This window comes from Lachnoclostridium phytofermentans, assembly GCF_000733755.1.
GTDB classification, from domain to species: Bacteria; Bacillota; Clostridia; order Lachnospirales; family Lachnospiraceae; genus Lachnoclostridium; species Lachnoclostridium phytofermentans_A.
On the sequence record NZ_JPOF01000006.1, the window covers coordinates 31,404 to 44,652 of the forward strand.

General features: G+C 36.5%; 12 protein-coding genes. 11 read left to right on the forward strand and 1 reads right to left on the reverse strand.

Annotated elements, in window-relative coordinates:
• Window positions 1-117: 117 nt before the first annotated feature.
• The 8 genes from hrcA (at window position 118) to thiI (ending at window position 10,166) form a co-directional block, all read left to right on the forward strand.
• Complete coding sequence (hrcA, locus tag CC92_RS0113495) at window positions 118-1,155, forward strand: heat-inducible transcriptional repressor HrcA (RefSeq protein WP_029504678.1); 1,038 nt, start codon at window positions 118-120, stop codon at window positions 1,153-1,155.
• A 33-nt stretch (window positions 1,156-1,188) separates the two neighbouring features.
• Entirely contained in the window at window positions 1,189-1,845 is a 657-nt protein-coding gene (grpE, locus tag CC92_RS0113500; RefSeq protein WP_029504679.1) for a nucleotide exchange factor GrpE, read from the forward strand.
• A 182-nt stretch (window positions 1,846-2,027) separates the two neighbouring features.
• Window positions 2,028-3,896 carry a molecular chaperone DnaK gene (gene dnaK, locus CC92_RS0113505; protein ID WP_029504680.1) on the forward strand — a complete coding sequence of 623 codons (1,869 nt, stop codon included), beginning with the start codon at window positions 2,028-2,030 and terminating at the stop codon, window positions 3,894-3,896.
• Window positions 3,897-4,368: 472 nt separating this feature from the next.
• Entirely contained in the window at window positions 4,369-5,511 is a 1,143-nt protein-coding gene (gene dnaJ, locus CC92_RS0113510; RefSeq protein WP_029504681.1) for a molecular chaperone DnaJ, read from the forward strand.
• Between the two features lie 97 nt (window positions 5,512-5,608).
• Window positions 5,609-6,607, forward strand: coding sequence for a 50S ribosomal protein L11 methyltransferase (gene prmA / locus CC92_RS0113515; protein ID WP_029504682.1), 999 nt, complete (start codon window positions 5,609-5,611; stop codon window positions 6,605-6,607).
• A gap of 220 nt (window positions 6,608-6,827) precedes the next feature.
• Window positions 6,828-7,574, forward strand: coding sequence for a 16S rRNA (uracil(1498)-N(3))-methyltransferase (locus CC92_RS0113520; RefSeq protein ID WP_029504683.1), 747 nt, complete (start codon window positions 6,828-6,830; stop codon window positions 7,572-7,574).
• A gap of 192 nt (window positions 7,575-7,766) precedes the next feature.
• Window positions 7,767-8,954, forward strand: a complete 1,188-nt coding sequence (locus CC92_RS0113525; protein ID WP_029504684.1) for a cysteine desulfurase family protein — start codon at window positions 7,767-7,769, stop codon at window positions 8,952-8,954.
• A gap of 36 nt (window positions 8,955-8,990) precedes the next feature.
• Window positions 8,991-10,166, forward strand: coding sequence for a tRNA uracil 4-sulfurtransferase ThiI (thiI, locus tag CC92_RS0113530; protein ID WP_029504685.1), 1,176 nt, complete (start codon window positions 8,991-8,993; stop codon window positions 10,164-10,166).
• A gap of 199 nt (window positions 10,167-10,365) precedes the next feature.
• Here the strand turns inward: thiI and CC92_RS0113535 are convergent, their stop codons facing one another.
• Window positions 10,366-10,599, reverse strand: coding sequence for an HPr family phosphocarrier protein (locus CC92_RS0113535; protein ID WP_029504686.1), 234 nt, complete (start codon window positions 10,597-10,599; stop codon window positions 10,366-10,368).
• A 259-nt stretch (window positions 10,600-10,858) separates the two neighbouring features.
• Here CC92_RS0113535 and mtaB point away from each other — a divergent pair, with 259 nt between their 5' ends.
• The 3 genes from mtaB (at window position 10,859) to ruvX (ending at window position 13,234) form a co-directional block, all read left to right on the forward strand.
• Entirely contained in the window at window positions 10,859-12,274 is a 1,416-nt protein-coding gene (gene mtaB, locus CC92_RS0113540) for a tRNA (N(6)-L-threonylcarbamoyladenosine(37)-C(2))-methylthiotransferase MtaB (RefSeq protein WP_081841942.1), read from the forward strand.
• A 127-nt stretch (window positions 12,275-12,401) separates the two neighbouring features.
• Entirely contained in the window at window positions 12,402-12,668 is a 267-nt protein-coding gene (locus tag CC92_RS0113545; protein WP_029504688.1) for an IreB family regulatory phosphoprotein, read from the forward strand.
• Window positions 12,669-12,781: 113 nt separating this feature from the next.
• A complete protein-coding gene (gene ruvX, locus CC92_RS0113550) occupies window positions 12,782-13,234 on the forward strand; it encodes a Holliday junction resolvase RuvX (protein ID WP_029504689.1) in 453 nt (150 codons plus the stop codon).
• Window positions 13,235-13,249 lie beyond the last annotated feature (15 nt).

Consider the following 13,249-nt stretch of genomic DNA (forward strand, 5'->3'; position numbering starts at 1 on the left):
GCTAACAACATCAACGGAAGTTTCTAATCTAAGTATTAAAAACGAAATTCCGTATCATCAATGCAACAACCACTTGCAAGAAAAAACAAACGGACTTGGTTTGAGAAAGAGGGGATTATGCAGTTAGATGACAGAAAGCTTAAAATTTTGCAAGCTATAATTCGTAATTACTTAGAAACTGGCGAACCAGTCGGTTCTAGAACAATTTCGAAATATACAGATTTAAATCTAAGTTCTGCAACCATTCGAAATGAAATGGCTGACTTAGAGGAATTAGGCTACATCATTCAGCCGCATACCTCCGCCGGACGAATTCCATCAGATAAGGGGTATCGACTTTATGTAGACACAATGATGAAAGATAAGGTAACTGAAGTCGAAAACATGCGAGAAATGTTGCTTGAAAAAGCCGATAAGATGGAGACCTTATTACAACAAGTTGCAAAACTTCTTGCTGTGAATACGAACTATGCAACGATGGTGACTTCACCGCAATATCGTTCTAGAAAGGTTAAATTCCTTCAAGTTTCAGAAGTTGATATGACTCAAATTCTAGCAGTTATTGTATTAGAAGGCAATATTGTAAAGAATAAGATAATAGCAATTGCGGAACCATTAGATAAGGAAACACTTTTAAAACTTAACATTGTATTAAATACGTTCCTTCAAGGATTGGATTTAAGTGAGATTAATCTTGCACTAATTCGTAAGATGAAGGAACAAGCGGCAGAACACAGCTCCGTGGTTAGTGATATTTTAGATGCAGTTGCACAAGCAATTAGTGAAGAAGATGATGTTCAGATCTTTACTAGCGGTGCTACAAACATATTGAAATATCCGGAACTAAATGACATGGAGAAAGCCAGCGAATTACTCTACACTTTAGAGGAAAAGAAACAGCTGACAAATCTTATGAACAATGAAGTTTCTAATGCTGAAAATCGTGGTATACAGGTTTACATTGGAAATGAAACACCAGTAGACTCTATGAAGGATTGTGCGGTAGTTACAGCGACCTATCAGATTGAAGAAGGTGTCTATGGTAAAATCGGTATCATTGGTCCTAAGAGAATGGATTACGAACGGGTGGTTAGTACACTGCAAAACCTAATGTGTCAGTTGGATGATATTTTTAAGAAAGACAATGAAAGATAAAGAAAGAAGGGTGACATAAACGTGGCGGATAACATGGATTTTAAAGATCTGATGGCAGATGAAGTGGAAGACATGATGGAAAAAGATATTGCAAGTGCAAATAAAGCTTCAGAAACTGTCGACCAGGAGAATCAATCGGAAGTTGTGGAGGATACCACAGAAGTTGAAGACGCTGAGAATAGCGAAGAAGATTCTGTATCGGATGATGAATTAAAAGAGAAGAAGTCCTTTTTTAAGAAGAAAGATAAGAAAGATAAAAAGGATGAAAAAATTGATGAATTAACTGATCGGTTAATGCGTAATATGGCAGAGTTTGAGAATTTCAGAAAACGTACAGAAAAAGAAAAGGCTCAGATGTTTGAAATTGGTGCAAAAGATATAATCGAACGTATCCTACCTGTGATAGATAATTTCGAACGTGGATTAGCTGCTGTAACAGAAGAGGAAAAAGAGAGTGCTTTTGTTCAAGGAATTGAAAAAATCTACAAACAGCTTGTTACTACATTAGAAGCTGCTGGAGTAAAGCAAATTGAATCAGTTGGAAAAGAATTTAACCCTGACTTCCATAATGCAGTAATGCATACAGATGATGAAGAGTATGGGGAAAACATTGTAACAGAAGAATTCCAAAAAGGATATATGTACCGCGAAAGTGTTGTTAGACACAGCATGGTTAAAGTGGTTAATTAACATGATCCAATCATTGAAGTGTAAGTAACTTAACTCATTCTTATAAAACATGCAAATAGCTAATTATTAAGAATGTTACACATTAGAATAATAAAATTGGTTATTTTATAGAACAAGAGAATGTTATTGCATTCCTTGTCCTCAATAAATAGATTTCTATAAAAAATTAGGAGGAATATATTATGGGAAAAATCATTGGTATTGATTTAGGTACAACGAACTCATGTGTTGCTGTAATGGAAGGCGGAAAGCCAGTTGTTATCGCTAATACAGAAGGTTCTAGAACTACACCATCCGTAGTGGCTTTTACAAAAACTGGAGAAAGAATTGTTGGTGAACCTGCAAAACGTCAGGCAGTTACCAATGCTGATAAGACAATCTCTTCCATTAAGAGACATATGGGTACTGATTACAAGGTAACAATTGATGACAAGAAATTCACTCCACAAGAGATTTCTGCGATGGTTCTTCAGAAATTAAAGGCAGATGCAGAAGGTTATCTTGGTGAAAAGGTATCAGAAGCTGTTATTACAGTACCTGCTTATTTTAACGATGCTCAAAGACAGGCTACAAAAGATGCTGGTAAGATTGCAGGTCTTGATGTTAAGAGAATTATTAACGAGCCTACAGCAGCAGCTCTTGCTTACGGTCTTGATAACGAAAAAGAGCAGAAAATCATGGTATACGACTTAGGTGGTGGTACTTTCGACGTTTCTATCATTGAAATCGGTGATGGTGTTATCGAAGTTCTTGCAACTTCCGGTGATAACAGACTCGGTGGTGATGACTTTGACGAAAGAGTAACTCGTTACTTTATTGATGAGTTTAAGAAGGCAGAAGGTGTTGACTTATCTACGGATAAGATGGCTCTTCAAAGATTAAGAGAAGCTGCAGAGAAGGCTAAGAAAGAGTTATCTTCTGCAACTACAACTAATATCAACCTTCCTTTCATCACTGCAACAAGCGAAGGACCAAAACATTTTGATCTTAACTTAACTCGTGCTAAATTCGATGAATTAACTCATGATTTAGTAGAGAGAACAGCAGTACCTGTTCAGAATGCATTAAGAGATGCTGGAGTATCTCCATCTGAACTTGGTAAGGTATTACTAGTAGGTGGTTCTACTCGTATTCCAGCTGTTCAGGATAAGGTAAAACAATTAACAGGATATGAGCCAAGCAAGAGCTTAAACCCAGATGAATGTGTTGCAATTGGTGCAAGTGTTCAGGGTGGTAAGTTAGCTGGTGATACTGGTGCTGGTGATATCTTACTTCTTGATGTAACTCCACTTTCACTTTCTATTGAGACAATGGGTGGTATTGCAACAAGATTAATAGAGAGAAATACAACAATCCCTACAAAGAAGAGTCAAATCTTCTCAACAGCTGCAGATAATCAGACTGCTGTAGACATCAACGTAGTACAGGGTGAAAGACAATTTGCGAAAGACAACAAGAGTCTTGGACAATTCCGTCTTGATGGAATTCCACCAGCAAGAAGAGGTGTTCCACAGATCGAAGTTACATTTGATATTGATGCCAATGGTATCGTTAATGTATCCGCAAAAGATCTTGGAACTGGTAAAGAGCAACATATTACAATTACTGCTGGTTCCAACATGTCTGACAATGATATCGAAAAAGCAGTAAAAGAAGCTGCAGAATACGAAGCTCAAGATAAGAAGCGTAAAGAAGCAGTTGATACTAGAAATGATGCAGATTCTATCGTATTCCAGACAGAGAAAGCATTAAGTGAAGTAGGCGATAAAGTAAGTGCTGATGAAAAAGCTGCTGTGGAAGCTGACTTAAATCACTTAAAGGATTTAGTAGCAAAAGCTAACCCAGAAGTTATGTCAGAAGGTGAAGTTGAAGATATCAAGTCTGCAAAAGAGAAGTTAATGAATAGTGCTCAGGCATTATTTGCAAAACTTTATGAAGGTGCACAAGGTGCAGCAGGTGCAGGCCCTGATATGTCAGGTGCAGGTGCAGACCCACAGGGTGGAACTTATGCAGGTGATGATGTAGTAGATGGAGATTATAGGGAAGTATAATTGAGCAAAAAGCGCTCTTAGAGCGCTTTTCGCAACCCCTAAGTGTGACTTTTTCCTAATTAAGTTGGGAAAAACACTTAGGAACGCTTTTTGCAACCCCTAAATGTTTATTTTTCCTACTGAGGTTTGGGAGCAAAAAGCACTTGAAAAATTGGGGGTTGCGTCTTTTCTGTAATTTCGTTATAATATTTTATTCAAGCAAGGTATGTGCTAGTTTTGCCCTTGTGAAGTATGCTAAGCTGTCTTATGGTTACTGGCGGTAATCGTGGGACAGCTATTTGCGAATACATGTATAATTGTGACGGGAGGTCACTTATCGAAATTAGTGTAATGACTTTTTACACTGTAATTAATGACAAGGATAAGATCGTAAAACAGATTTTTTCTTGTTTACACTGGCATATCGGTGGTTTAGTAGGATGTAAAATATGAGATGCTGGAGTTTAGATAATGTGAATGTTGGAGGATAGTTATGGCAGATAAGAGAGATTATTACGAGGTGCTTGGGATTTCAAAAAGTGCATCGGACGATGAAATCAAAAAAGCCTATCGTAAGCTTGCAAAGCAGTATCATCCGGATGCAAATCCAGGAGATAAGACTGCAGAAGCAAAGTTTAAGGAGGCATCCGAGGCATATGCTGTCTTAAGTGACCCGGAGAAGAAGAGACAATATGATCAGTTTGGTCATGCTGCTTTTGAACAAGGCGGCGGCGGAGCTGGCGGCTTTGATTTTAATATGGGTGATATGGGAGATATCTTTGGTGATATCTTCGGAGACATCTTTGGTGGGGGAAGAAGATCTCGTGCCAGCAATGGTCCAATGAATGGAGCAAACCTACGTACTGCCATTCGTATCACTTTTGAAGAAGCTGTGTTTGGCTGTGAGAAGGAACTCGAGCTTTCATTAAAAGATGAATGTGAAACCTGTCATGGATCAGGAGCGAAACCTGGTAGCTCACCAGAAACCTGTCATAAGTGTAATGGTAAAGGACAGGTAACCTTTACTCAGCAATCCCTTTTTGGTATGGTTCGTAATGTACAAACTTGTCCGGATTGTCGTGGTACAGGTAAGATAATCAAAGAAAAATGTCCAGATTGTTATGGTAGCGGTTATATCAGCCGTAAGAAGAAAATTCAAGTGTCTGTACCTGCTGGTATTGACAATGGTCAAAGTATCCGTATCCGTGGAAAAGGGGAGCCTGGTACTAACGGTGGCGAGCGTGGTGACTTATTAGTTGAAGTAAATGTAAGTAGACATCCGATCTTTCAGAGACAGGATTATGATATTTACTCAACAGCTCCTATGACCTTTACGCAAGCAGCACTTGGTGGCGATGTAAGAATTAGCACCGTAGATGGTGATGTCCTATATGAAGTGAAACCAGGTACTCAAACAGATACAAAAGTACGTCTTCGTGGCAAAGGGGTTCCTACCTTGCGTAATAAAGATGTCCGTGGTGATCACTATGTAACGTTAGTTGTTCAAGTTCCAACAAAATTGAACAATGAGCAGAAAGATTTGTTAAAGAAATATGAAGAATCCATAACTGGTAAAAAAACAGAGGAAACTTCTGAGGATTCAAAAGAAAAGAAAAAGAAATTTTTTGGGAAATAATCAACCTTAATAGAAAGATAGCCTTCCAGGAATGAACTTAGGGTATGAGACATCATGTTTTATACCTTGGGGAAGGTATGCAACCAGGAGGAAATACATGAAGTGGAAAAAGTTATCGTTGGAGACAACGACGGAAGCGGTAGACCTTGTTTGTGATATGCTACTATCCCTTGGAATTGAAGGGATTGAAGTAGTGGATAAGGTGCCGATTACCGAAGAAGAGAAGAAAAAGATGTTTATTGATATTCTTCCTGAATTAGGTGAGGATGACGGTATTGCAATCGTTAATTTTTACCTTGAGAAGGAAGATGATTTGCCTTCCCTAGAAGTTTCAATTAAGGAGGGGTTAGAGGAGCTACGTACCTTTGTCGAGGTTGGTAGTGGAAAGCTTTCTTTATCTGAAACGGAAGATAAGGATTGGATAAACAATTGGAAAGAATTTTTCAAACCATTTCGTGTGGATGATACTATTGTCATCAAACCAACTTGGGAGAAGCTAGAGGAGCAAAAGGAAACAGACTTAATCATTGAGATTGATCCTGGAACTGCATTTGGAACAGGAGCTCATGAGACAACAAAGCTATGTATTCTTAATATAAAGAAATACATGCAACCAGGGGCTACATTATTAGACGTTGGATGCGGTAGTGGTATCCTTACCATAATAGGTAGAAAACTCGGAGCAAGAACAGCAGTTGCAATTGACATTGATGAAAATGCAGTGAGTGCATCCAAGGAAAATTGTGACGTAAATCAATTAGAAGCTGTGCTACGTCAATCAAAGGATACAGCGACAAGAACAGAAGGTAGAATTGAGTTATTTGCTGGAAATGTTATTGACGACAGAGGGCTAAGCGAGCGCATAGGACTTCACAGCTATGATTTTGTGGTAGCAAACATCTTAGCTGACATTATTATACCTTTATCTGCTGTGATTGGTGAATTTATGAAACCAGGAGCTTATTTTATCAGTTCTGGTATCATTGATATGAAAGCTGAAGAAGTAAAAGATGCCATTGTCAAAAATGGATTTATCATAGAAGAAATAACTACTATGGGAGATTGGACTTCTATCGTAGCGAGAAAACCAGAGTAAAAGAAAAAGTGGGTTGAAACAGAATTGTTTTCAAAACCCCACTTTTTTTATGTGTAGCAATCTTTTTTGTTACGTGTTATAATGTCGTATGAAAAAAGACCTATAATAAATAGAAGATAGATTCTTGCATGTGATTTTGCAGATGGGAGTTAGGTTGAAAAGACAAGCTTTTCAACATCTTGATTTGTATGTGTGCTAAAGCACGCAGATGGGAGTTTAAATGTATCGATTTTATATTGAATCATCTAACGTTTCGGATACAACAATCCGCATTGATGGTGCGGATGTAAATCATATAAAAAATGTACTTCGTATGAAAGTTGGAGAAAAATTAATTGCTTGTGATGGACAAGGCAACGATTATTGTTGTATAATAGCAGAGTTTGAAAAAGATAATATTCTGTTATCGATAACAGAACGGAAAAAAACCGACACTGAGTTACCTGCGAAATTAATTTTATTTCAAGGCTTACCGAAAAAAGATAAGATGGAACTGATTATCCAAAAAGCAGTAGAACTTGGTGCTTACGAAATTGTTCCAGTCATGATGAAGAGAACAATTGTAAAGTTAGAGGATAAGAAAAAGGAACAAAAAAAATTAGAACGTTGGCAAGCGATAGCTGAGGGGGCTGCAAAGCAATCGGGAAGAGGCTTTATTCCTAAGGTTCATGATCTAATTTCTTACAGTGAGGCGGTAAAGATGGCAGCAGAGTGTGATTTATCTATACTACCTTACGAATGTGCTAGTGGGATTAAGGAAACGAGAGCATTAATCAATCAATCAAAAGAGAGTAGCTCTATTGGTATTATGATTGGGCCAGAAGGCGGTTTCGAGGAAGAAGAAGTAGAGTTAGCAAAGAAACATGGAATTATTCCAATTACACTTGGTAAACGTATTCTTCGAACTGAAACAGCAGGACTTGCAATTCTATCTTATATCATGTTAACTTTTGAGGAAGAAGAGTAAGTTATATTCTATAAAGGGTACTAAGAAGTATAATTAGAGATTGATAGGAAGAGTTAATCAATGGAGTTGATAGATTACATTTCATTGAAACTCGTATATTATAGATACGTCGGATTCTGCGCTTCGTTTTGGAGTTATGTTTCTATAAAATTCCATGTTTTAAGAGGCGCAAAACGCCAATTTGGAGGTAGTATGATAGCTTATTTAGATAATGCCGCTACTACAAAAGTATCGGAATCAGTGCGCGATATCATGGTAGATGCACTATACGTTAACTTTGGTAATCCTTCCTCTATGCATCGAAAAGGAATGGAAGCGGAACGATACATCAAAGATGCAAAGGAGTCAATAGCAAAACTACTTAAGGTTGAACCGAAAGAGATTGTATTTACTTCTGGAGGTACAGAATCCAATAATATGGCCTTAATTGGTACAGCACTAGCGTATCAACGTTCGGGTAAACATATTATAACAACACAATTTGAACATGCATCTGTGCATAATCCTTTAATAGCGCTTGAAGATTTTGGATTTCGAATCAGCTATGTACCAGTAGATTCAAATGGTAAAGTCATCGAGGAAGCATTATTAAATGAGATTTGTGAGGATACTATTTTAGTATCCATTATGTATGTCAATAATGAAGTCGGAGCCATACAGGATATTGCTAGATTATCTAAACTTGTAAAAGAGAAAAAATCAGATATTTTATTTCATACCGATGCCATACAGTGCTTTGGGAAGTTTAAGATTTTTCCAAAGAAAGAAGGAATTGATTTAATGTCGGTTAGCGGACATAAGTTCCATGGGCCAAAAGGTGCAGGATTTTTATATATCAAAGATAAAGTTAAGATAAAGCCAATCATCCATGGTGGAGGACAACAAAAAGGTTACCGTTCCGGTACCGAAAATGTTCCAGCAATTGCCGGTTTATATCAAGCAATGAAAGAAATCTATGAGAACCATGAAGAAAAAATCAATCATTTATATAACTTAAAAACTCATCTGATTGAAGGATTACAACAGATGTCAGAAGTGACAGTAAACGCAGTATATACAGAACGAGAAGACTTATCCTTGTCAGAAAGAGTACGGCAAACTGCTCCTCATGTAGTAAGTGCAAGCTTTCAAGGGATACGAAGTGAAGTGCTATTACATGCTCTTGAGGATAAGGATATCTATGTTTCTTCCGGTTCTGCATGTGCTTCGAATCACCCAAGCTTATCCGGTTCCTTGATTGCAATCGGTGTAGATAAAAGTTTGTTAGACTCAACACTCAGATTTAGCTTTTCAGTCAATACTAAAATGGAAGAAATAGATTATACGCTCGAGGTACTAAAGGAAATAGTACCAATGTTACGACGTTATACCAGAAAATAAATAGAATGGTAGAATACAATTCAATTAGGAGGTTTCATGTATAAAGCATTTTTAATAAAATACGCAGAGATTGGTCTAAAAGGAAAAAATCGTCATGTGTTTGAGAACGCACTAAAAGATCAAGTTAGATTTAATTTAAGTAAACTAGGAAATTTTGAGGTTTCCAGAGAACAGGGACGTGTTTTTGTAGAGTGTCCAGATGATTTTGATTATGAAGAAACTGTTGCTGCTTTGCAACGAGTGTTTGGTGTTACCGGAATTAGCCCAGTCGTAGTAATTGAAACGACTGATTGGGAGGTTGTAAAACAAGAAGTTGGTAATTATGTGGAAAACTTCTATGGACGTAAACCATTTACTTTTAAAGTTGAAGCAAAACGTGGTAATAAGCAGTATCCAATTACATCACCAGAAATCTGTTCTAAGATGGGAGCTTATTTATTAAACCGCTTTCCTGAATTGTCTGTTGATGTTCATACACCACAGGAACATATTACAGTTGAAATTCGTAACAAAGCTTATGTATATTCCTATACCTTAAAAGGACCAGGTGGTATGCCGGTAGGTACAGGTGGAAAAGCAATGTTATTGTTATCTGGTGGTATTGATAGCCCGGTTGCTGGTTATATGATATCAAAGCGTGGAGTATCAATAGAGGCGACTTATTTTCATGCACCTCCTTATACCAGTGAACGTGCGAAGCAAAAAGTGGTGGATTTAGCTAAGATTATATCCGCTTACACAGGGCCAATTAAGCTTCACATTGTAAATTTTACGGATATTCAGCTGTATATTTATGAGAAATGCCCTCATGAAGAATTAACAATCATAATGCGACGTTATATGATGAGAATTGCAGAAGAAATTGCAAATCGTGATAAGTGTCTTGGTTTGATTACTGGTGAGAGTATTGGTCAGGTAGCAAGTCAGACCATGCATTCTCTAGCTGCAACCAATGCTGTTTGTACGTTGCCGGTATATCGCCCACTGATCGGTATGGATAAGCAAGAGATTATTGATATCTCGGAACGTATTGGGACTTATGAAACATCGGTTCTTCCTTTCGAAGATTGCTGCACAATTTTTGTTGCAAAACATCCGGTAACTAGACCAATTCTTTCTGTCATTGAAAAGAATGAGCTTAATCTGACAGAAAAAATTGATGAAATGGTGAAGACAGCGATTAATACAAGAGAAATAATTACCGTAAAGTAAAATACTAAGGGAAATAGTTTAAGGAAATTAAATTAAGGAAAATAGTTTAGGGAATTAAATTAAGGAAAATAGTTTAAGGAAATTAATTTAGGAAATTAGTTTGATAAAATTAATTTAATAAAATTAATTAAAAAAAACACTTTTTGATAATAAAAAAACAGTTGTTATCATAAGATAACAACTGTTTGATTATGTTTTGTTACTCAACGATGTATGGTTTTAAGATTGCTAAAATCTCATCCATGGTATCATCGCCATGGATATTAAGATCGATAGGCTTAGATAAATCTAAGCTGAAGATACCCATAATAGACTTTGCATCGATAACATACCTTCCGGATACTAAATCAAAATCGGAATCGAATTTAGTAACATCGTTTACAAAGGACTTAACCTTATCAATTGAATTTAATGAAATCTTAACTGTTTTCATGAGAATTTCCTCCTTATTGATGTTGATGTATTATTCAAGTCCATAGCGGAAAGTGTAAACCCCGCAGGATACTATGAATTAATGGTACCTTACGTCCCAGTATAACTGGAATACACAGGAAACCTTTTCTCACTACTATACTACATTTAACCAAAATAAATGTCAATATACAAAGTGTAGAAAAAAAGAAGATAAATTTTATGATAGTTATCGGTTTATTTATTGATAAGCCTGAATATAGAAAGGATTGTAGTTACAAATGCAAGAAATTGACGAAACGAGTATAAGTAACATCTACAAAACGAAGAATAAAAATGATAATGTGTCGGGTAAAAAGGTAGCCTTTTTAACGCTTGGCTGTAAGGTAAATTCTTATGAGACAGAAGCCATGCAACAACTTTTTTTAGATGCTGGTGCAACGATTGTTGATTTTGAAGAATTATCGGATATTTATGTTGTAAATACCTGTACAGTAACTAATATAGCGGATAGAAAATCGCGACAGATGCTTCATAGAGCAAAAAAACATAATCCGGATTCTATAGTGATTGCAGTAGGTTGTTATGTACAGGCTGCAAAAGAAGCGTTACTAGAAGATGATACGGTTGATCTTGTCATTGGAAATAATAAAAAGAACGAGATTGTTTCTTTGGTAGATGAATATTATGAAAACCAAAGCAATTATGCTGTCATAGATATTGATAAGGATTATGAATACGAAGAATTGGCTATCGCCGCTGTGACAGAAAAAACAAGAGCTTATATTAAAATACAAGATGGTTGTAATCAATTCTGTAGTTACTGCATTATTCCATACGCTCGTGGAAGAATTAGAAGCCGTAGTGAAGAAGAAATAAAAAAAGAAGTAATTCGTCTAGTAGAAAATGGATATCAAGAAATTGTATTAACAGGGATTCATTTATCTTCCTATGGACTTGAAACACTATCCGTAAAGGAACAAGCAGCATTACTTCCTGAGAATGGTGTTTCGCCCTTACTAACACTTATTTTAAGCTTGAGCGAAATAAAAGGACTTTGCAGAATTCGATTAAGTTCTTTGGAACCAAGAATAATCACCGAGGAATTTGTTAAAACTCTTGCTAGTAAATCAAAACTATGCCCTCACTTTCATTTGTCCCTACAAAGTGGTAGTAAGGAAACACTAGCTAGAATGAATCGTAAATATACACCGAATGATTATTACGATCGCTGTGAGATTATCCGTAAGTACTATAAAAATCCCGCAATCACTACCGATGTTATCGTTGGATTCCCTGGAGAAACAGAAGAAGAATTCGAAGAAACCAAGACATTCCTTGAGAAAGTTAATTTTTCTCAGATGCATATCTTTAAATATTCAAAGAGAAAAGGTACCAAGGCTGAATCCATGCCAAACCAGGTGCAAGAACCTATAAAATCGAAGCGTAGTGATATTTTGTTTGAATTAGAAAAAAAGATGAGAACTACGTATTTGGATTCTTTTATCGGGTCTGAAGAAATTGTTTTGACGGAAGAAGAGACGAAGATAGAGGATACAATGTATATGATTGGCCATACTACTCGTTATGTTAAGGTTGCTATTCCTGCATCAAACCTAGAAAGTAATGAGTTAGTTAACGTCCGTATTACCGGGTATTTGAATGATGATGTTTTGCTTTCCGAAATAATAGATTGAAATTTCCGAACATTTGTATTATGATATTAGTAAGATGCAAATAGAGGAACGGTCCAAAAATGGAATTGTAATATTTGGATATTGCGGTTTGTTAAAGATTACCGTTGACTGGGAAGGGCGTGATGAGATGCAGGAGATAAACAATACACAATATTTTAGAGTTCAAAAACAGCCAGAAATCGTGGTGAAGGATGTTATTGACATCGTGTATCTCGCTTTAACTGAGAAGGGATACAATCCGGTAAATCAAATTGTAGGATATATCATGTCCGGAGATCCGACCTATATCACAAACCACAGAAATGCCAGAAGTTTGATTATGAAAGTCGAACGTGATGAGATTTTAGAGGAATTAATGAATTATTATATTGATAATCATTTAAAAAGAAGATAAGGGTATGGAATTAATGCAGGATGGGCATGTAATCTGCTCACTTGTAATTAATAGAAAAGTAGCATGATTGCCACTTTTCTATTAATGAAAGATTTCAGAGGTTAATAAGTGAAATGAGAATTATGGGTTTGGATTATGGCTCTGTAACGGTTGGCGTTGCTATCAGTGACAGTTTAAAAATTACAGCACAGGGCATTGAAGTGATACGAAGAAAGTCAGAGACTAAGCTTCGTCAGACGCTAGCACGTATTGAAGAGTTAATAAAGCAATATGAAGTGGAAGAAATTGTACTCGGGTATCCGAAGAATATGAACAATACCATTGGTGAACGTGCTGAAAAATCAGAAGAATTTGCTGAGCATCTTCGACGTAGAACTGGACTTCCGGTAACATTATGGGACGAGCGTTTAACGACCGTAGCAGCACATCAGGTGTTAAATGCTGGTGAAGTTAGCCTCAAAAAGAAGATGGAAGTAGTCGATAAACTTGCAGCTGTATTTATATTACAAGGTTATTTAGACTATTTATCGAATAAGAAGGAATTAAATAAAATAGATTCACTATAGGAAATCCCTATGCGC